Below are 19,909 nucleotides of genomic sequence, written 5' to 3' on the forward strand. Positions count from 1 at the left end.
TATGATCGAACGATGACCTCTTCGAGCTACTTCCGTTTCCCGCATTTGCACGGCGATCTGGTCACTTTCGTGGCCGAGGACGACGTGTGGATTGCGCCCCTGGACGGCGGCCGCGCCTGGCGTGTCTCGTCGCTCCAGCTTCCTGCCCGCAACCCGCGTTTCACCCCGGACGGCAAGCAGCTGGTGTGGACGGTTGTGCAGGGAACGGCGCCGGAAGTCGTGTCGGCACAGGTCGACGGCGGCGGATACCGGCAGCTCACCTACTTTGGCCACAGCACCACGAAGGTTAAGGGGTTCACCTCCGGCGGTTCCGTCGTGGTCACCAGCGCCTTCCGCCAGGCTGAAAGCCGGCACACCCATGCCTACAGCGTCCCCCTGGAAGGCGGCTGGGCGCAGGAGCTCCCTTATGGTCCGGTGGAGTCCGTTGCGTTCGGCCCCGAGGTGGGCGATGAACGCCCCGTGGTGCTGGCGAGCGTGCTGTCCCGTGAACCGGCATGGTGGAAGCGTTACCGGGGCGGAACGGCCGGCAAGTTATGGATCGACCGGGACGGCAATGGTGAGTTCGAGCGCCTGCTGCCGGACCTTGACGGCAACCTCACCGATCCGCTGTGGGTGGATGGCCGGATCGCCTTCCTGTCCGACCATGAAGGGTACGGCAACCTGTACTCGGTCCTCCCCAGCGGAAAGGACCTGCGCCGGCACACCGACCACCAGGACTTCTACGTCCGGCATGCAGCCACGGACGGCAAGCGGGTCATCTTCGAATCCGCAGGCGAACTCTGGCTCCTCCGCGGTCTTGACTCGGAGGCGGAAAAGCTGGACATCACCCTCGGCTCGGCCTCACAGACCAGGCGTCCTGCCCTTCTTGATGCGGTCAAGCACCTGGGTACGGTGGCGCCCGATGTGACAGGTGCCGCCAGCGCGGTGGAGTCGCACGGAACCATCCACTGGCTGCGGCACAAGGACGGGCCGTCCCGCATTATCGAGGCCACCCCGGGGGTGCGCGGCCGGCTGCCCAGACCGTTGGGGGACGGCCGCATTGCCTACATCGCGGACCGCGACGGTGTGGAAGCGCTGCACATCAAGGACATTGCCGCGCCGGTTCCGCACAGCGCCGGGCACCGGGAAAACGGGAGCAAGGCAGCCGCAGCGTCTGAAACTCCAGCTCCCGAAACTCCCGGCTCCGGAGACACGGCGCAGGGCGGCCCGGCAGGGCCGGAAACGGTCAGCCTGCCGCAGCCTGTTCCGGCTTCCGGCGCGGCGGTGCTGGCGGGAGGCGCCTCCCATATGGCCGCAGACGATGAACAACAGGCAGATGTGGCACCGCACACCCCGGCCCCCGCGGCTGCCGCCCCGGAACCCGGGGCCCAGACGGGCATCGCCGTCCCCACGCCGGCACGCGCCAGTTCACTGGAAGCCAGCCCCGACGGACGCTGGGTTGCACTCGGGACCTCCTTTGGCGACGTGTACGTCCTGGACACCCGCAGCGGTGACCTCTCGCAGGTGGCCAGCATCGGCGAAGGCAGCATCTCGGAACTGGCGTGGTCGGCGGACTCGCGCTGGCTGGTGTGGTCCGAGCCGGTCACGTCCTTTGGCTCACGCAGCCGGCTGCGCCTGGCCACCGTGGACCAGCTCGACGCCGAGCCCGTGGAGGTTACCGACGGCCGTTTCCGCGACGCCTCCCCGGCCTTCACCCCTGACGGCAAATTCCTCGCCTTCCTGTCCAACCGCAGCTTCGACCCCGTGTACGACGGACATTCGTTCGACCTCTCCTTCCCCAGCCCCATCAAGCCGTACCTGGTGGCACTCGCCGCAGAGACGCCGTCGCCCTTTGGCCCTTCCGTTGATCCTGCGGGCGGGGAACCGGCCGCCACAACGGACGCGGACGCCACCGCGGGCGGAAACGCCCGGGATGATGAGGTGCCTGCCGTCCAGGTGGACGCGGAGGGCCTGGCGCACCGCGTCATCAGTGTTCCCGTGCCGCAGGGCAACTACAGCTCACTGAAAGCCGTTGACGGCGGCCTCCTCTGGCTCGACTCCGCCCTGGCCGGCGTGACCGGCGACGGAAAGGCCAGCCAGGAGGACAAGGACACCCGCCCCAGCCTGGTCCGTTACGACATCGGACGGCGCAAGCAGACCACACTGGTGGATGCCGTGGACAGCTACCGCCTCTCCGGCGACCGCGGCAAAGTGGTACTGGTGTGCGACAAACAAGTCACCGTGGTTCCGTCGGACGCCAAGGCGGATGAGGACTCCGGCAAGGTGGTCAAGGTGGACCTGGGCCGGATCCGCGTCCTCATGGACCCGCTCAGCGTCTGGGGACAGGCGTTCGATGAAGCCTGGCGCCTGCAGCGCGACTTTTTCTGGACGGAGGACATGGCGGGACAGGACTGGGAAGCCATCCATGCGCGCTACCGCCCCCTGGTTGAACGGCTGGGTTCACACGATGACCTGGTGGACCTGCTGTGGGAACTGCACGGCGAGCTGGGGACATCCCACGCGTACGTCCGCCCCGCCCTTGTCACCGAACCTGGCAGCAGGGGACAGGGCAGGCTCGGCGCGGACCTGGCGCACACCACCCGCGGCTGGGAAATCACCCGCGTCCTGGCCGGCGAATCCTCAGACCCCCTCGCCACCTCCCCGCTCACCGGGCCGGGCGTCGGCGCCAAGGCCGGGGACATCCTGCTGGCCATCGACGGCGTCCCGTTGTCCGAAGCCGTCACACCGGCCATGCAGCTGGTCGGAGCGGCCGGCCGCGCCGTGGAGTTGACCCTCCTCAACGGCCCCGGACACGGCGGTGCCGAAGGAACGCAGCGCCGGGTCGCCGTCGTGCCCGTCAAGGATGAGGAGCGCCTGCGCTACCAGGAATGGGTTGCCGGCAACCGGCGGACCGTCCGGGAGGCTTCCAACGGAACCTTCGGCTACCTCCACATTCCGGACATGATGGCCAACGGCTGGGCCCAGCTGCACCGCGATCTCGACACGGAAACAGCGCTGGACGGCCTGATCGTCGACGTCCGCCGCAACCGTGGCGGCCACACGTCCCAGCTTGTCGCGGAACTGATCGGCCGCAAGGTTACCGGCTGGAGCATGCCGCGCGGGGAGAAGCCGCGCACATACCCCCACCACGCACCCAGGGGCCCCGTGATCATCCTTGCGGACGAGTTCGCCGGGTCCGACGGCGACATCATCACCCAGGTGTCGAAGCTGCGGGGCATCGGCCCGGTCATCGGAACACGGACCTGGGGCGGTGTGGTGGGCATCGACAACCGGTTTGCGCTGGCGGACGGCACCGGCGTCACCCAGCCCCGCTATGCCAACTGGTTCAGCGGCGGCGTTGGCTGGAGCGTGGAAAACTACGGCGTGGATCCGGACATCGAGGTGGCCTACCCGCCGCATGCCTACGCCGCCGGCCGCGATCCCCAGCTGGAGTACGGCATTGGGGCGCTGAAGGAAATGATCCAGGAACTGCCCACCGACCGGCCGCCGGCACGCTCAGGCTACCGCCGCCTGAAGCCCGCACCCCTGCCGGCCCGCCGGCCGCAAAGCTAGCCCCACGGGCAACGGCAAACGCCCTGCCCTTTCCGGAATCTTCCGGGAAGGGCAGGGCGTTTTGTTTCGCTTGGGGAGGGGCCTAGGCCTCCAGTGTGGCGTCCAGCGTGATGTCGATGCTGGCGAGGGCGCCGGAGACGGGGCAGCCCACCTTGGCGTCCGTGGCGATCTTCTGGAACTCATCCTCTGAGATGCCGGGGACCCGGGCTGACATGGTCAGGTGGCTGCCGGTGATGCCCGTGCCCGGCACGAAAGTCACATCTGCCTTGGTGCGCACTTCCTCCGGTGTGTGGCCTGCGTTGGCAAGTTCATTGCTGAAGGCCATGGAGAAGCAGGCCGCGTGGGCTGCAGCGATCAGTTCTTCCGGGCTCGTTTTGCCGTTGGCCGCTTCAGTCCTGGCCTTCCACGTGACATCGAAGGTGCCCAGGCCTGAGGTGGCCAGGCTGGTGGTGCCGGAACCCTCCGTCAGGTTGCCGTTCCATACTGCGTTTGCTGAACGTGTTGCTGCCATGTCACTCCTCAGATTGGTCCTTACCGGGGCAGGCTGCTGCCAGGACCCCGCCGTTTCCCATCCTAGGGATTCGGCACCTTGGGCGCACGGGTTGTCCGCTGTCAGAGGATTGTGACCACGGCGTTTAGACGCCGACGGCGACGCCCCGCTGGGAAGGGGACGTCGCCGTCGGACATATGCAGCCGGTTACTGCCAGAGGGTGGCGATGGCGATGTTGATCAAAGCCAGCCCGCCGACGCCGTGGGCGAGTCCGGTGGAGACGGGCTGCCCGTTCTTGACCTTGCGGGTACCAATCACAGCCAGGACGGCAACCACGACGGCGATGACGAACTTGATGCCCAGCTTGGCGTAGTTCGGGTCGGAGTCCGGCAGGAATGGCAGGATGCCCATCATGGCGATGCCGGTGAGGAGCTGCAGGAAGGCGCCGTCACGCTGCCGCGGGTGGACCGTGGGGGTACGCATCGTGGCGATCCAGTAGCCCACGATCATGGCGGCTCCCACCACGTGCAGGAAGACCAGGATGTTGAAGAGAATATTCATGGCTCCAGCTTAGCCAGTCAGTTCTACGGCCCGTAGCAAAGCCACCCCGACATACTGAAGATGCGGGAAGTTAAACGCCGACGGCGGTGCAGGCGTTGCGCTGGTTTCCCACCGCTGCCTGCACCGCCGTCGTGCGGTTTTTGCAGGTTACAGTCCCAGGTCCGCTTCGAAGGCGCCTTCTTCGAGGCGTGCCTTCAGGGTCTGGAGGAACCGGCCGGCGTCGGCACCGTCCACCAGGCGGTGGTCGTACGTCAGGGACAGGTACATCATGGAGCGGATGGCGATCGAGTCGTCACCGTTTTCGTCAGCAACCACAACGGGCCGCTTGACGATGGCGCCGGTACCCAGGATGCCCACCTGCGGCTGGTTGATGATCGGGGTGTCGAACAGCGCGCCCACCGAACCGATGTTGGTGATGCTGAACGTGCCGCCGGACAGCTCGTCCGGGCCGATCTTGCCGTCGCGGGTGCGGGAAGCAACGTCCGCAATCTTGCCGGCGAGGCCGGCAAGGTTCAGGTTGCCGGCGTCGGCGATGACCGGAACCAGCAGGCCCTTGTCAGTATCGACGGCGATGGCCAGGTGTTCGGCGTTGTGGTAGGTGATTTCCTGCTTTTCCTCGTCGTACGCAGCGTTGAGCTTGGGGTGCTGCTTGAGGGCCTCGGCCACGGCCTTGGCGATGAAGGGCAGGAACGTCAGCTTGGTGCCGTTCTGGGCCTGGAACGAGTTCTTGGCCCGGGCGCGCAGCTTGGCGACCTTGGTCATGTCCACCTCGTGGACCTGGGTCAGCTGGGTGGAGATCTCCAGGGATTCACGCATGCGGCGGGCGATGACCTGGCGGATGCGCGGTGCCTTCTGCGTGGTGCCGCGCAGCGAGGAAACAGCGGCGTTGGACGCTGCCGGGGCTGAGGCGGCAGGGGCCGCGGCCGGAGCGGCAGCGGGAGCGGCCTTGGCCTCGGCGGCGGCGATGACGTCCTGCTTGCGGATGCGGCCGCCAACACCGGTGCCGGAGAGCGAGGCGATGTCCACGCCGTGCTGGTTGGCGAGCTTGCGGACCAGGGGAGTGACGTAGCCGGACTCGGATCCGCCGTTTGAGGGTGCTGCCTCCCGGGCTGCAGGTGCAGCAGCGGGAGCGGGGGCCGTCTTGGGCGCTTCCTGGGCGGGTGCCGGTGCAGGTGCTGCAGCCGGCGCAGGTGCTGCTGCGGGAGCTTCCTGCTTGGGGGCTTCCTGCTGGGGAGCCGCGGCCGGGGCCGGTGCAGCCTGGGGAGCAGGAGCTGCGGCAGCGCCGGAGCCGATCACGGCCAGGACGGAACCGACCTCAGCGGTCTCGTCCTCGTTGACCCGGATTTCCTGCAGGGTACCGGCAACCGGGGACGGGATTTCGGTGTCCACCTTGTCGGTGGAGACTTCCAGCAGGGGCTCGTCGACCTCAACGAAGTCGCCCACGGCCTTCAGCCAGCGGGTGACGGTGCCTTCGGTGACGCTTTCACCCAGGGCCGGGAGGGTGACCTCGTGGCCTTCGCCGCCGCCGGCCGCCGGCGCGTCCTGGGCGGGAGCTGCTTCAGCGGGTGCTTCCTGTGCGGGAGAAGGCTGGGCCGGGGCTTCCGGCGCCGGAGCTGCTTCAGCGGGTGCTTCCTGGGCCGGTGCGGCTGCGGGAGCTTCTCCGGCGGGGGCGGAACCACCGCCGGAGCCGTCACCGATGCGCACCAGGGGTGCGCCTACCTCGGCGGTCTCGTCTTCAGCGACCAGGATTTCTTCAATCACGCCAGCTACGGGAGAGGGGATTTCAGTGTCTACTTTGTCGGTGGAGACTTCGAGCAGCGGCTCGTCCACCTCTACCCGGTCACCTACCTGCTTGAGCCAGCGGGTGACGGTTCCTTCGGTGACGCTCTCACCGAGGGCGGGCAAGTTAACGGATTCAGACATGTCGTCCCCGTTCTCCTTATTGATCTTTAGTGCGGATGATTGCTGCCTTGTTGGCCAGCCTAGTGCACCCGGCATTTCGTGCCGGGTGCACCAGGCCCTTTGGTGCTTGGGGGAGACTAGCCGTGAAGGGGCTTGCCCGCGAGTGCCAGGTGGGCTTCGCCCAGGGCCTCGTTCTGGGTGGGGTGGGCGTGCACGAGCTGTGCCACGTCCTCCGGGTAGGCTTCCCAGTTCACGATCAGCTGGGCCTCGCCCACCTGCTCGCCCATGCGTGCGCCGATCATGTGGACGCCCACCACGGGGCCGTCCTTCTGGCGGACCAGCTTGACCAGGCCGGAGGTACCCAGGATGGAGCTCTTGCCGTTGCCGGCCAGGTTGTATTCCTGGGTCTGCACCTGGTCTTCGCCGAACTTTTCCTTGGCAGCCTTCTCGGTGTAGCCGACCGTGGCGATCTCGGGTTCGGAGTAGGTGACCTTGGGGATGTTGATGTCCTCGACCACCACGGGCTTTAGGCCGGCGATTTCCTCGGCCACGAAGATGCCCTGCTGGTAGCCGCGGTGGGCCAGCTGCACACCGGGGACGATGTCGCCCACGGCGTAGATGTTGCCCACGCCGGTGTGCAGGCGCTCGTTGGTGATGACGAAGCCGCGGTCGATGGTGATGCCGGCTTCCTCGTAACCGAGGTTGGCCGTGACGGGGCCGCGGCCGACGGCGACGAGGAGCAGGTCCGCCTCGAAGGTCTTGCCGTCCACCAAGGTGACCTTGACGCCGTCGTCATTCTGCTCGACGCCCTGGAAGAAGATTCCGGTGGAGAACTTGATGCCGCGCTTCTTGAAGGCGCGCTCGAAGTTCTTGACGATGGTGGCGTCCTCGTTGGGGACCAGCGAGGGCAGGCCCTCCACGATGGTGACGTCCACGCCGAAGGACTTCCACACCGAAGCGAACTCGACGCCGATGACGCCGCCGCCCAGGATGATGGCGCTCTTGGGGATGTAGTCCATGGTCAGGGCCTGGTCGGAGGTGATGACCTTGCCGCCGATTTCCAGGCCGGGAAGGGTGCGCGAGTAGGAGCCGGTGGCCAGGACGATGTTCTTGCCCTTGTAGGCGGTGCCGTTCACCACGACGGTGTCGGTGCCCTGGAGCTTGCCCTCACCTTCGATGACGGTGATGCCCTTGGACTTGATGAGGCCCTGGAGGCCCTTGTACTTGCCGGCGATGATGCCGTCCTTGTACGCGTTGACAGCGTTGATGTCGATGCTGTCGAGGGTGACGTTCACGCCGTACTTGGCGGAGTCACGGGCGTGGTCGGCCAGCTCTGCGGAGTGCAGCAGGGCCTTGGTGGGGATGCAGCCGTTGTGGAGGCAGGTGCCGCCCAGCTTGCCCTTCTCCACGAGGCCGACGGTGAGGCCGAGCTGTACCGCACGCAGCGCCGCAGCGTATCCGCCGCTGCCGCCACCGAGTACCAGGATGTCGAATTCTTGCGCAGTTGCCTGATCGGCCACTAAAACGCTCCCTCGCGTGAACGATGACGCGTTCTGCGCGCATCATCTGGTCTTGGAACTTGCCCTGCCGTGATTATGTCAGCAGGGCAATTCTCTTGCATTTGTGACTACCGTGGTTCACCTTAGCGAACCACCTATCCATGCTCCACCTTGGCGCTGCGTTTGTGGAGCGCTTGTGTCCAGTGTCACGCGGCCCTGTGGCAGAGGAATCACTCCACCGCAAAGCCGCGTGACATCGGGGCGGCATCCTTCGCCCGGGCAGGTGCTCAGGCCGCGGCCAGGATGTCCTCCACATACGCAACCAGGGTGCGGACAGTGCATCCGGTGCCCTGCTTGTGGGTGTAGCCGTAGGGGCTGCCGTTGTTAAAGGACGGCCCCGCGATATCGATGTGCGCCCAGGGGATCTGTTCGCCCGCCTTGTCCTTACCCACGAACTCGCGCAGGAACACAGCGGCGGTCATCATGCCGCCGTGGCGTTCGCCGATGTTGGCCAGGTCCGCCACCTGGGAATCCAGGCTGGGGCGCAGCTCCTCGGGCAGGGGCATCGGCCAGACCAGTTCGCCGGCGCGGTCGGCCGCTGCCTTGAGGGCACCCGTAACGATCTCCGAGCCCATGACACCGGCAGTGCGGTTGCCCAGTGCGATGAGCTGCGCGCCGGTCAGCGTGGCCACGTCGATGATGGCGTCCGGGTATTCGCGGCTGGCAGCGACAATGCCGTCCGCCATCACCAGGCGCCCTTCCGCGTCTGTGTTGAGGACTTCGACCGTCTTGCCGCCGAACATGGTGAGCACATCGGCAGGGCGCGAGGCGCCGCCGCCGGGCATGTTCTCTGCGATGCACAGCCAGGCGGTCGCCTTCACCGGCAGGCCGAGGCCGGCCAGGGCCAGGACAGTGTTAAGCACGACGGCGGCGCCCGCCATGTCGCTCTTCATGTCGCCCATGTTCAGGGCCGGCTTGAGGGAGATGCCGCCGGTGTCGAACGTGATGCCCTTGCCCACCAGGGCCACCTTGGCAGTGGCCTTGGCGGGGGAGTACTCCACCTTGACCAGGCGCGGCTGCCGCGTGGAGCCCTTGCCCACGCCCATGATGCCGCCGAAGCCTTCCTTCTCAAGGCGCTTTTCGTCCCAGACGGTGACCTTGACGGGGAGGCCCTTGGCGAGGTCCTTGGCGGCTTCCGCGAAGGACTCCGGGTACAGGTGGCTCGGCGGCGTGTTGACAAGGGACCGGGTGGCGTTGACAGCCTTTGCCACCAGCGCGGCGCGCTTGAGTGCGGCATCCAGGTCCGGGCCGGCCAGTTCCGTGAAGATGACGGCATTGCGGACGGGATCCTTGAGCCCGTCCATGGAAGACCGGAACTCGGTGAACGAGTAGGCGCCGAGCGCGGCACCCTCGGCGACCGCCGTGACATCCTGCACTGTCGCCGTCGGGAACGCCAGGGTAACAGTGGCGAGGCCGGCCAGCTGCCGGACGGCCGATCCTGCTGCCCGGCGGAGCGACTCGCCCCCGAGCGGGCTGCTGTCAGACACCTTTCCTACCCCGGCGAGGACCAGGATGCCGGCACCGGTCTCGGGCAGGCCGGGGAGGCGGACGAGCTGGTCCGCCGCGCCGGTCAGTCCGAGCGCCTTGAGGGAGTCAGCCAGGGCCTCCGCGGACTTCGCCGTCAGGGGGTTGTCCAGCAGGACGGGCCCGTCGCTTCCCTGCCCCACCCCGATAACCACTGCATCGCTGGGGTGCTTCTTAAGGTCCCGCGAGACGGTACTAAGGTTGACTTCAGTATTCTTGACCACAGGGATGAGTCCTCAATTCTCGAAACGTTCGGGCAGGGATGCATGTTGGGCGCTCTGCCATGGTGGCCCGGATCCGGCCGTTCTGGACGGTGTCCGGGTGCGTGCAAGCCCGCCTGGCAGGCCAGTTCCGATCGTAGCCCTTCCCCTGCACAGCGGGAGAATTTCCTGAGATGTGCGCCACACCGTGCCGCGGAATGCCGGGTGCCCCTGCCGCGTTGTGAAAGATAGCCACCCGTACCCTGAAAGGAACACGCCGTGCTTGAACGGATTTCCGGCTCCCTGCTGGACCCCGACGCGCTTTATGCCAGCAACATCGAGCTGTTCCACAGCCCCGGTCTGCAGGGGCTGAACCTGGTCATGGGTTTCACCGGTTTCGCCGATGCCGGCCATGTGGTCAAGCAGATCAACGCCGAACTGCTGGACACCCTCGATGCCCAGCCGGTTGCGGTCTTCGACGCTGACCAGTTGATCGACTACCGGTCCCGCCGCCCGCACCTGACCTTCGTGGAAGACCACGTGCAGGACTACCAGGAGCCGCGGCTGGCCCTCTACCGGCTGGTCGACGGACTGGGCAAGCCCTTCCTCCTCCTGGCCGGCTTCGAACCCGACCTGCAGTGGGAACGGTTCGCCCGCGCCGTGGTGAATATCGTGGAACAGCTGGACGTTAACCTGGTCACCTGGATCCACTCCATCCCTATGCCCGTGCCGCATACCCGGCCCGTTGGTGTGACGGTGCACGGGAACCGGCCCGAGCTGATCGAGGGCATCTCCGTATGGAAGCCCACGGTCGAAGTGCCCGCGGCTGTTGGCCACATCCTGGAGCTGCGCCTCGTGGAGGCGGGACGCAATGTTGCCGGGTACGTCATCCACGTGCCGCACTACCTTGCTGAGGCCGAGTATCCCACCGCCGCCGTCGCCGGGCTGGAGTACCTGGGCGCCGCATCGTCCCTGATGCTGCCCACCGACCGGCTCCGTGAGTCCGGCCGCGAGGTCAGCCGGCAGATCGCGCAGCAGATCGAGGCGTCCGAGGAGGTCCAGCAGGTGGTCTCCCGCCTCGAAACGCGGTACGACGAGAAAGCGGACGGCATGGTGCGCCGGTCGCTCCTGGCGAATGAGAATGATGAGCTTCCCGACGCCGACGACCTGGGTGCCGCCGTGGAGGCCTACCTGGCCAGGGAGAACCCTGGGCAGTAGCACCCGGCAGCAGCACCGGGCAGGAGTTCCGCGTCACAGCTTCCGGGCCGGCCGGCGCCGGCCGGGCATAATGAAGGAGTGACTGCTCCCCGCGCCTGGCTTATCTGGACCATTGGAATTTTCGGGTACCTGGTGGCCGTGGCACAGCGGACGTCCTTTGGTGTCGTGGGGCTCGAAGCCACGGAGCGGTTCCACGCCAGCGCCTCCGCCATCTCCTTCTTCACTGTCCTGCAGCTGCTGGTCTATGCCGGGCTCCAGATCCCGGTGGGCCTGCTGGTGGACAGGTTCGGCTCGCGCGCCATGATCGCAGGCGGCGCAGTCCTGATGGGGCTCGGGCAGCTGCAGCTGGCGTTCGCTGAAAGCATTCCCGGGGGAGTCCTGGGCCGTGTCCTCGTGGGAGCCGGCGATGCCATGACCTTTATCTCGGTGATCCGGCTCATCCCGCTGTGGTTCGCCCCCGCCCGCGTGCCCCTGGTCACCCAGCTGACCGGCATGTCCGGCCAGTTGGGGCAACTGTTCAGTGTCCTGCCGTTCGCGCTGGTCCTGCACCTGTCCGGCTGGACCCCCGCTTTCCTGATGCTGGCAGGGATGTCCGCCCTCGCCGTCGTGCTGGTACTCCTGCTCCTGCAGGATGCGCCGCCCGGGACCGGGCGGCCGCACGCCCGGCAGGGACTTCGGGCCACAGGGGCCTCGCTGGCCCGCGCCTGGCGCCAGCCCGGGACCCGGCTGGGGATGTGGAGCCACTTCACCATCCAGTTCAGCGGTACCGTCTTCGCGATGACGTGGGGCTATCCGTTCCTGATCTCCGGCCAGGGCCTGGACGCCGGTACTGTTGCCGCCCTTATGGCGCTGTACGTCGCCGCCGCCATGGCCGTGGGCCCGTTCATCGGGCGCTTCGTTTCGCGCCACCCGCTGCGCCGTTCCACTATGGTGCTGCTGATCGCCGGCGCCACCGCCGCAGCGTGGGCCGCGGTGCTGCTGCTGCCCGGACGCGCCCCGCTGTGGCTGCTGGCCGGCCTGGTGGTGGTGCTGGCAATCGGCGGACCCGGTTCAATGATCGGCTTCGACTTCGCCCGGACCTTCAACCCCGCGCACCGGATCGGCACTGCGACGGGCATCGTCAACGTTGGTGGCTTCATCGCTGCCCTGGTGTCCATCTTCCTGATTGGCCTGGTGCTCGACGTCCTCTACGCCACCGGGTTTTCGCAGGGGGTGCTCTACGGCCTGGCCCCCTTCCGGCTGGCCCTGAGCGTCCAGTTCCTGCTCATGGCGATCGGTGCCGCGGCCATCGTGGCCTCCCGGCGGAAAGTACGACGGCAAATGGCCGCCCAGGGGATCGTGGTTCCGCCGCTGCGCAGCGCCATCGCCCGGCAGCGCCGGGAGAGCCTGGCCCGTCGCCGCCAGCCAACGCCCACCGACGACTGAGCCTGCACCTTTCACTCGTCCTCCACTGCACCGGTTACCCACATAGCCGAAAAGGCCACTGTCCGCGTCATCGCCTGGCGGCGAATGCTGGAGCCATGACAGCTTCAGAACGATTAGTAGTCCGCGGGCCGGAAGACATTCTTGGCTTCATTCCACATTCGCTCGGGTACTGGCCAGCCGCCAGCCTGGTGGCCATGACGCTGCACGGCACCAGGCTGGGAGCCACGCTGCGGCTTGACCTTCCGGGGCCGGAGGCACAGGCGGACCCCGCCATGTTTGCCCGTGCCGTCCGCCGCTACCTCCAATCAGACCAGGAGGCTGACGGCACTTTGCTGGCGGTGTTCACCAGTGATGCCGGAATGGAACGGCCCTCCGCGTACGACCTTTTGGTCTGCACGGTCCAGAGGGTGCTGGACCGGGCAGGGATGCCCGTCCGTGATGCCTGGTTTGTGGGCGATGAGTACTGGCGGGACGCTTTTTGCAGCGATGCCGCGTGTTGCCCGCTTCCAGGACGTCCGGTGCAGCAGATCAGGGACAGCATGCTGAATACGGAAATGGTGTACCGGGGCAGCAGTGTTGGGCCCGCCCCAAGAGCCGGGACGGCGCCGGAAGCTCCCGTCCCGGCCATGCACCTGGCGGCCGTTCTGGAGGCACAGGCCGGCTGGGAGGGGGAGCTTGGCGGGCTGTCCCGGAGCCGGGCACAGTTCACCGCGGTGCTCGACTTCTGGGAGATGCTGCTGGACAGGAGCCATGACGGGCCGTGGATTCCGGATGTTGAGCGGGACGCCTTCCTTCGCGCAACGCTGCTCGTTCCCACCTGGCGTGATGCCGTGCTCGTGATGGCCGCGGCCGGCAGGGCAGCGGCGGAGGCAGGCGCAGAACAATTTGGCGTCCTGGCGGACGGGGGCGGGGGCGGCAGTGACGCTTCCGTGGTGGCCCTGCCGTTGCTGCCTCCGGCGGAATTCTCCGGCCGGAAGCAGCGGGCGACAAAACCGGGGACAACGGAACTGCGGGTGGAAACGGACCGGGCATCAATCCGTGCGGCGGGAGTATGGCGAGGGACGCGCAGTACCGATTCCGATCCCGCTTCCGGCACTGTTCCTGCCGGGTACGGCGAGGTCCTCATGGGCCTGGCGCCGGAGGTGCCCGACTGGGCCGGACTGGACGCGCTGGACAGGATCCTGGGGCAACTGGCAGTGCTCGGCGGGGCCCCGGCCGCCGCGGCGCTGACGCTCCGAGGCTGGGTTGCCTGGTGCCGGGGCCGCGGCTCCTACGCCGCTGCCCACCTGGGCCAGGCCCTTCAGCTCGAGCCGGAATACAGGCTTGCGGAACTCCTGCTGGATCTCGTGGGCCGGGGAACGCTCTGTGGCTGGGCCGCACGCAAGGATGCGGCCTGGCAAAAATTCCGGAAGGATCCCGCAGGGGAAAAGGAAACGCTGTGAATGGGGGTCAACCGGACTGACGCGCGGAGTACTTGGGACCTGCGGTGGTGGGCCGGCCAAGGGCAGCAGGAACGGATGGCGGCAGGGGAGGCCGGATCCGGGCAAATCGTGAGACAATGGATGCCGAGACCCGGTTGGGTCCGTGTATCGAGTGCTTGTAACCGTCCCCGCAAGGGAACATTACAGCCGCTCCGGGAGTTGTCTTAAGTGACTCTGCCGGCCGTGGTGGTGCTTGGTTTTCACCACGGACTTGACAGGGTCATAGTGGTGTTGCCCGTATGGTGATTCCACAGACCACCGCTAGAAAGGTTTTCTGTGACCCCGTCTTCCACGAAGAAGGATTCCGCCGCCCAGGATGTCTTGTCCCCTGAGGAGAAGCAGGCCGCGACCAATGCCAAGCGGGCAGCCACTCGGGCCGCCAACAAGGCTTCGGCCGGGGAGGCTGCAGGCGACGGCAAGCGCGAGCCCAAGAAGCGTGGGCCCAAGCCCGGCGCAAAGGCTGCAGCCGAGGCTGCGGGAAAGTCCGCCGGTGACGTTGACCCGGACGAGGTCGAAGACGTCGAGGAAGACCTCGACGACATCGTCCTTGAAGGTCCGGATGCAGCAGAGGACGCCGACGCCGATCCCGTTAAGGGTGCCGCCGGCAGCGGCAAGGGCTTCGTCTACTCCGATGCAGACGACGATGACGCCCCTGTGCAGCAGGTCATGTCCGCCGGTGCCACGGCTGACCCCGTCAAGGACTACCTGAAGCAGATCGGTAAGGTGGCGCTGCTCAACGCGGAGCAGGAAGTCGACCTTGCACTGCGGATCGAAGCCGGGCTGTTCGCCGAGGAAAAGATTGCCGCAGACGACGGCTCCATGGATCCGAAGTACAAGCGTGAGCTTGAGTTCATCATCCACGACGGCAAGCGCGCCAAGAACCACCTGCTGGAGGCCAACCTCCGCCTGGTGGTCTCGCTGGCCAAGCGCTACACCGGCCGCGGCATGCTGTTCCTGGACCTGATTCAGGAAGGCAACCTTGGCCTCATCCGCGCCGTGGAGAAGTTCGACTACACCAAGGGCTTCAAGTTCTCCACCTACGCCACCTGGTGGATCCGCCAGGCCATCACCCGCGCCATGGCCGACCAGGCCCGCACCATCCGTATTCCGGTGCACATGGTTGAGGTCATCAACAAGCTGGCGCGTGTACAGCGCCAGATGCTGCAGGACCTGGGCCGCGAACCCACCCCTGAAGAGCTTGCCCTCGAGCTGGACATGACGCCCGAAAAGGTTGTCGAGGTCCAGAAGTACGGCCGCGAGCCGATTTCGCTGCACACCCCCCTGGGTGAGGACGGCGATTCCGAGTTCGGCGACCTGATCGAGGACTCGGAAGCTGTTGTTCCGGCTGACGCCGTGAGCTTCACCCTCCTGCAGGAGCAGCTGCACTCGGTCCTGGACACCCTTTCGGAGCGCGAGGCAGGCGTGGTCGCCATGCGGTTCGGCCTGACCGACGGACAGCCCAAGACTTTAGACGAAATCGGAAAGGTCTACGGCGTCACCCGCGAGCGGATCCGCCAGATCGAGTCGAAGACCATGTCCAAGCTCCGCCACCCCTCCCGGTCCCAGGTGCTGCGGGACTACCTGGACTAGGTCTCTTCCGCCCAGCAGAGCAGGGGCCGTTCCGAACCACTTCAACAGTGGATTTCGGAACGGCCCCTGCTCTCTTTGTCCCGGCTGGTCTTTGTCCCGGCTGGCCGGCAGCGGCGTTTGCCCTCGGTGCCTTTAGCCTTGCCCTTAAACGCCTGCGGGGCCCTTCCGTGGTGGAAGGGCCCCGCTGGGTTCGTTGTTACCGATGCCTCATCTAGTCGATTTCCACGGCAGCTTTCTCGTGAAGCTTTCCCGTTTCATCGTGCCAGTCGGAGCTCAACGGCTTGAGCGTCGCCTCGACTGCACGGGCGTGGTGGCCGCAGAACAACAGCTCACCGCCGGAGGACTCGAGTACAACCCGCACATATGCCTGGGCTCCGCAACGGTCGCACCGGTCGAGTGCGTTTAGTGTGCGGTCTGCCACTGCTGTTGTCATGTCGGCCTCCTTAGTAGATCAGTACATCTATATAACCAGTATTCGTATCCGAACCATCGCAAGGATGGGGCAAGTTCGCTGTCCGCGTATCCGCAAGGTTAGGTCAAGAATTACCCAGTTCCGCGCATCACGGGGGCTGGTGGCGCGCCGCACAGGGGACCGGGGGTGTGGCAGGCGCCTGTCGCCGCTGCCGCCGACTACCCTAGAAGGTGCGGTCACGCGCCGCTTCCACGTCCCTGAAGGAGTTCATCACCAGTGGCACCAAGCTCTGAGTACACCGCCCGGCACCTTTCCGTACTGGAAGGCCTCGAAGCCGTCCGCAAGCGCCCGGGCATGTACATCGGCTCAACCGACTCACGTGGCCTCATGCACTGCCTCTGGGAAATCATCGACAACTCCGTGGACGAGGCCCTGGCCGGGTTCGGCCACGACATTCGCATCATCCTCCACGCGGACAATTCCGTGGAGATCCACGACGACGGCCGCGGCATTCCCATCGACAAGGAACCCAAGACGGGACTCACCGGCGTCGAAGTGGTGTTCACCAAGCTGCACGCAGGCGGCAAGTTCGGGGGCGGCTCCTACACCGCCTCCGGCGGCCTGCACGGCGTCGGCGCGTCGGTGGTCAACGCCCTCTCCTCGCGGCTTGACGTCGAGGTGGACCGCGGCGGCAAAACCTACAAGATGTCCTTCCGCCGGGGCGAGCCCGGCCGCTTCAAGGACGTCGGATCCAAGATCGACCCGGCCGCACCCTTCACCCCGTTCGTCGACGACTCGGTGCTGGACATTGTGGGCAAAGCCAAGCGCGGAGTCACCGGCACCCGGATCCGCTACTGGGCAGACCGGCAGATTTTCACCCCGGATGCCAAGTTCTCCTACGACGACCTTGTTGCCCGTGCCCGCCAGACGTCCTTCCTGGTGCCCGGCCTCAAGCTCACCGTGCGCGATGAGCGCAAGCTCCCCGGAACCCCGGGCGAGGCCGGTCCGCATGAGGAGGTCTTCCACCACGACGGCGGCATCTCGGAATTTGTCGAGTTCCTGGCCGCAGACCCGGCCGTGACCGATGTGTGGCGGCTGCACGGCTCAGGGAAGTTCAAGGAGACTGTCCCGGTACTCGACGAACGCGGACACAGCCAGCTGGCCGAGGTTGAACGGGACTGCGAAGTGGACGTGGCGCTGCGCTGGGGCATCGGCTACGACAGCAGCGTGCGCAGCTTCGTGAACATCATCGCCACCCCGAAAGGCGGCACGCACCAGTCAGGGTTCGAGCAGGCGCTGGTCAAGACGTTCCGGAAAGCCGTCGAGACTAACGCCCGCAAGCTCAAAGCCGGAAACGACAAGATCGAAAAGGACGACATCTTCGCCGGCTTGACGGCGGTGCTCACAGTACGGCTCGCGGAGCCGCAGTTTGAGGGCCAGACCAAGGAGATCCTCGGCACAAGCGCCGTTCGTGCCATCGTGGCCCGGGTGGTGGAGCGTGAGATCTCCGCCAAACTGTCCTCCAGCAACCGGAACGACAAAGCCCAGTCCGCCCTGCTGCTGGAAAAGATCGTCAGCGAGATGAAGTCGCGCATCTCGGCCCGCGTGCACAAGGAAACACAACGGCGCAAGAACGCGCTGGAAACCTCCTCGATGCCCACCAAGCTCGCCGATTGCCGGACGGACGACGTCGAACGTTCCGAACTGTTCATCGTGGAAGGCGACTCCGCGCTGGGCACCGCCAAGCTGGCCCGCTCCTCCGACTTCCAGGCCCTGCTGCCCATCCGCGGCAAGATCCTCAACGTCCAGAAGGCGTCGGTGGGGGACATGCTCTCCAACGCCGAATGCGCCGCCCTTATCCAGGTGGTGGGCGCGGGCTCCGGCCGCAGCTTCGACATCAGTGCCGCCCGGTACGGCAAGGTGATCCTCATGACCGACGCCGACGTTGACGGCGCCCACATCCGGACCCTGCTGCTGACCCTTTTCTTCCGCTACATGCGGCCCATGATCCTGGAGGGCAGGGTGTTCGCCGCGGTTCCGCCGCTGCACCGGGTGGAGGTCATCAACGCCGGCCAGAAGGCCAACGAAATGATCTACACCTACTCCGAGGCCGAACTCCACGTCCTGCTGGCCCGCCTGGCCAAGGAGGGCAAGCGGTACAAGGAACCGATCCAGCGGTACAAGGGCCTGGGGGAGATGGATGCCGAGCAGCTGGCGGAAACCACCATGGACCCGCGGCACCGCACCCTGCGCAAGGTGGGAATCGACAACGCGCAGCAGGCGGAGGAGATCTTCGACCTGCTGATGGGCTCGGACGTTTCCCCGCGCAAGGACTTCATCATCGCGGGCGCGTCCAGCCTGGACCGGGAGCGCATCGACGCCTGACCGGTGGGTGAGCTTGTCGAAACCAGGGTCTCGGCAGCCCAACCACCGGTAGGTGCGGCCCAGGGCAGGGCGTACGACGGCGGGACTCAGCCCAGCAGGCCCGGAACCACCAGCAGCGCAGTGGGCAACGCCAGCAGCAGGACGGAGCCGGCCAGGACGGCGCTGCGGACGGCGGCGGGAAGCTGGGGCTGCGGCGTCAGGAGGCGGCTGACCCGCGAGGCTGCGGTCCTGACCGCATCCGAACCCGGTCCGCCCGACGCCGCCTCCAGCCCGGTCAGTGCCAGCGTGGGCGAGGACTGCCGGATGTCGCCGGCGCCGGCGCTTCCCGTAGAGCCGCTGGCCACGATGGCGATCGCCTTGATGAGGGTGGCCTTGCTCTCGGTCCGCAGGGCGACGTCGTCGGCGAGCATCTCGATCAGCGAGTTGACGGATTCCTGGGCCAGCCGGGTGGTGGGCAGCCACGGGAGGGCCTGACGCCAGGCGGCGAAGGCCCAGAGCAGCAGGTGGTGGCGCTGGCTCAAGTGGGCGTTCTCGTGAATCAGGACGGCGCGCAGCTCGGCCGGTTCGAGGGCAGCCATCAGGCCGTCCGACAGGACGGTCACGGAGCGGGCGCCGCCCGGAAGGCAGTAGGCGACCGGGGAGTCGTGGCTGATGACCAGCGTTCCGGCATCCTGGGCCGATGGGGAGGCCAGCAGGGCGAGCAGTTCCCTGTGCCTGCGCCGCTGCCGCTGGATTTTGTAGTACGTCAGCAGCAGCGTGAAGACCAGGTGGGCCGTCAGCAGGGCAGCTGTGGACAGGGCAAAGATATGCCAAAAGCCCAACGCCGTGGTGGGGGCGTTGAACAGCACCATGCCTCCCAGTGCGCGGAGCCCTGCGATCAGGTTGTCACCGATTGGTTCCAGGCCGTAGACCAGCATGGCGCCGATCATGGACAGTCCACCCGCGAGCGCGATCGCCTGCCACAGCACCATTGCCGTGAACGGCGACCTGGCCGGCCATTGTGCCCGTGACAGGAGGATTGGCACCGGCCAGGCCAGTATTATCGCAAGGACCGCCAGCAGGTATGAGGCCCAGAACATGGTGTGCTAGAGGTGGCCCAGCAGTTTGCGCAGCGTCTCGGCTTCACCTTCGGACACGGACCCGATGAAGCGGGCCAGGACGGCCTCGCGGTCCGGGGCTGATCCGAGGACCTCATGCATCAGTTCGGCGGTGTGGTCGGCACGGCTGGACACGGCCTGGTACCGGTGCGGGCGGGTTCCGCGTTCGCGTTCAACCAGCCCTTTCTTTTCCAGGCGGGAGAGTACGGTGAGTACCGTGGTGACGGCCAGTTCCTTGCCCTCGTGGCCCGGCCCGCCCTGCGCATCGGACGTGCGCGCCAGCTGGTCCCTCAGGGTATTGGCCGTAGCCGCTTCCTGGCCCGCCCAGAGCAGGTCCATGACTGCCCGTTCCAGTTCACCAAGACTAGCCATTTCACTTTTCCTTTTATTTCCCCGCACCGTGCTCTTGAGTGCCCGGTGACGCCACGCTGTTGTTCAACTACATCACTAAATCTACCCTGAAACCGCCCTGGGTTCTACACCGGGTAGAACATGTGGCGCGCGGGCGCCTGC

The 19,909-nt window shown here is 66.6% G+C and carries 14 protein-coding genes; 6 read left to right on the forward strand and 8 right to left on the reverse strand.

Translation table 11 applies throughout. The features are described 5' to 3' along the window. Positions 1–12 precede the first annotated feature (12 nt). Positions 13–3,552 carry a S41 family peptidase gene (locus Q9R31_RS13930; protein ID WP_311263316.1) on the forward strand — a complete coding sequence of 1,180 codons (3,540 nt, stop codon included), beginning with the start codon at positions 13–15 and terminating at the stop codon, positions 3,550–3,552. A gap of 82 nt (positions 3,553–3,634) precedes the next feature. Here the strand turns inward: Q9R31_RS13930 and Q9R31_RS13935 are convergent, their stop codons facing one another. The 5 genes from Q9R31_RS13935 to Q9R31_RS13955 all read right to left on the reverse strand — a co-directional run bounded on the left by Q9R31_RS13935 (position 3,635) and on the right by Q9R31_RS13955 (position 9,812). Continuing rightward, positions 3,635–4,063: an OsmC family protein gene (locus Q9R31_RS13935; RefSeq protein ID WP_142121343.1), complete on the reverse strand. Its 429-nt coding sequence runs from the start codon at positions 4,061–4,063 to the stop codon at positions 3,635–3,637. 186 nt (positions 4,064–4,249) lie between these two features. Further along, entirely contained in the window at positions 4,250–4,603 is a 354-nt protein-coding gene (locus Q9R31_RS13940; protein WP_142121345.1) for a hypothetical protein, read from the reverse strand. 147 nt (positions 4,604–4,750) lie between these two features. Continuing rightward, complete coding sequence (gene sucB, locus Q9R31_RS13945) at positions 4,751–6,526, reverse strand: 2-oxoglutarate dehydrogenase, E2 component, dihydrolipoamide succinyltransferase (protein ID WP_311263317.1); 1,776 nt, start codon at positions 6,524–6,526, stop codon at positions 4,751–4,753. A 116-nt stretch (positions 6,527–6,642) separates the two neighbouring features. Further along, positions 6,643–8,025, reverse strand: coding sequence for a dihydrolipoyl dehydrogenase (gene lpdA, locus Q9R31_RS13950; protein ID WP_311263318.1), 1,383 nt, complete (start codon positions 8,023–8,025; stop codon positions 6,643–6,645). Positions 8,026–8,291: 266 nt separating this feature from the next. Further along, on the reverse strand, positions 8,292–9,812 hold the full coding sequence (locus tag Q9R31_RS13955) for a leucyl aminopeptidase (RefSeq protein ID WP_311263319.1): 1,521 nt from the start codon (positions 9,810–9,812) through the stop codon (positions 8,292–8,294). 255 nt (positions 9,813–10,067) lie between these two features. Between Q9R31_RS13955 and Q9R31_RS13960 the strand changes: the two genes are divergently transcribed. The 4 genes from Q9R31_RS13960 to Q9R31_RS13975 all read left to right on the forward strand — a co-directional run bounded on the left by Q9R31_RS13960 (position 10,068) and on the right by Q9R31_RS13975 (position 15,502). Further along, the gene (locus tag Q9R31_RS13960) at positions 10,068–11,006 is read left to right on the forward strand and encodes a PAC2 family protein (protein WP_311263320.1); all 939 of its coding nucleotides are present in this window, start codon (positions 10,068–10,070) and stop codon (positions 11,004–11,006) included. Between the two features lie 78 nt (positions 11,007–11,084). Then, entirely contained in the window at positions 11,085–12,431 is a 1,347-nt protein-coding gene (locus Q9R31_RS13965) for an MFS transporter (protein ID WP_311263321.1), read from the forward strand. A gap of 95 nt (positions 12,432–12,526) precedes the next feature. Beyond that, positions 12,527–13,873 (forward strand): DUF4192 domain-containing protein, encoded by a 1,347-nt coding sequence (locus tag Q9R31_RS13970; RefSeq protein ID WP_311263322.1) that lies wholly within the window; start codon positions 12,527–12,529, stop codon positions 13,871–13,873. Positions 13,874–14,188: 315 nt separating this feature from the next. Beyond that, positions 14,189–15,502, forward strand: a complete 1,314-nt coding sequence (locus Q9R31_RS13975; RefSeq protein WP_311263323.1) for an RNA polymerase sigma factor — start codon at positions 14,189–14,191, stop codon at positions 15,500–15,502. A 211-nt stretch (positions 15,503–15,713) separates the two neighbouring features. Here Q9R31_RS13975 and Q9R31_RS13980 read toward each other — a convergent pair whose 3' ends face one another. Further along, complete coding sequence (locus Q9R31_RS13980) at positions 15,714–15,935, reverse strand: hypothetical protein (protein WP_013600696.1); 222 nt, start codon at positions 15,933–15,935, stop codon at positions 15,714–15,716. Positions 15,936–16,190: 255 nt separating this feature from the next. On the opposite strand from Q9R31_RS13980, the gene Q9R31_RS13985 reads away from it, so the two are divergent. Next, entirely contained in the window at positions 16,191–18,299 is a 2,109-nt protein-coding gene (locus tag Q9R31_RS13985) for a DNA topoisomerase IV subunit B (RefSeq protein WP_311263324.1), read from the forward strand. An 86-nt stretch (positions 18,300–18,385) separates the two neighbouring features. On the opposite strand, the gene Q9R31_RS13990 is transcribed toward Q9R31_RS13985, so the two are convergent. Both Q9R31_RS13990 and Q9R31_RS13995 read right to left on the reverse strand, forming a co-directional pair. Then, positions 18,386–19,378 (reverse strand): M56 family metallopeptidase, encoded by a 993-nt coding sequence (locus Q9R31_RS13990; protein ID WP_311263325.1) that lies wholly within the window; start codon positions 19,376–19,378, stop codon positions 18,386–18,388. A 6-nt stretch (positions 19,379–19,384) separates the two neighbouring features. Continuing rightward, positions 19,385–19,768, reverse strand: a complete 384-nt coding sequence (locus Q9R31_RS13995; protein ID WP_311263326.1) for a BlaI/MecI/CopY family transcriptional regulator — start codon at positions 19,766–19,768, stop codon at positions 19,385–19,387. Between the last annotated feature and the right edge of the window lie 141 nt (positions 19,769–19,909).

The sequence above is a fragment of the Pseudarthrobacter sp. BRE9 genome (assembly GCF_031844305.1).
Lineage (GTDB): Bacteria > Actinomycetota > Actinomycetes > Actinomycetales > Micrococcaceae > Arthrobacter.

What these genes read in the sequence shown, in the direction of transcription:
- Q9R31_RS13930 (WP_311263316.1), top strand. Translation starts at nt 13, where the DNA reads ATGACCTCTTCGAGCTACTTCCGTTTCCCGCATTTGCACGGCGATCTG.
- Q9R31_RS13935 (WP_142121343.1), bottom strand. Translation starts at nt 4,063, where the DNA reads ATGGCAGCAACACGTTCAGCAAACGCAGTATGGAACGGCAACCTGACG.
- Q9R31_RS13940 (WP_142121345.1), bottom strand. Translation starts at nt 4,603, where the DNA reads ATGAATATTCTCTTCAACATCCTGGTCTTCCTGCACGTGGTGGGAGCC.
- sucB (WP_311263317.1), bottom strand. Translation starts at nt 6,526, where the DNA reads ATGTCTGAATCCGTTAACTTGCCCGCCCTCGGTGAGAGCGTCACCGAA.
- Q9R31_RS13970 (WP_311263322.1), top strand. Translation starts at nt 12,527, where the DNA reads ATGACAGCTTCAGAACGATTAGTAGTCCGCGGGCCGGAAGACATTCTT.
- Q9R31_RS13980 (WP_013600696.1), bottom strand. Translation starts at nt 15,935, where the DNA reads ATGACAACAGCAGTGGCAGACCGCACACTAAACGCACTCGACCGGTGC.
- Q9R31_RS13990 (WP_311263325.1), bottom strand. Translation starts at nt 19,378, where the DNA reads ATGTTCTGGGCCTCATACCTGCTGGCGGTCCTTGCGATAATACTGGCC.
- Q9R31_RS13995 (WP_311263326.1), bottom strand. Translation starts at nt 19,768, where the DNA reads ATGGCTAGTCTTGGTGAACTGGAACGGGCAGTCATGGACCTGCTCTGG.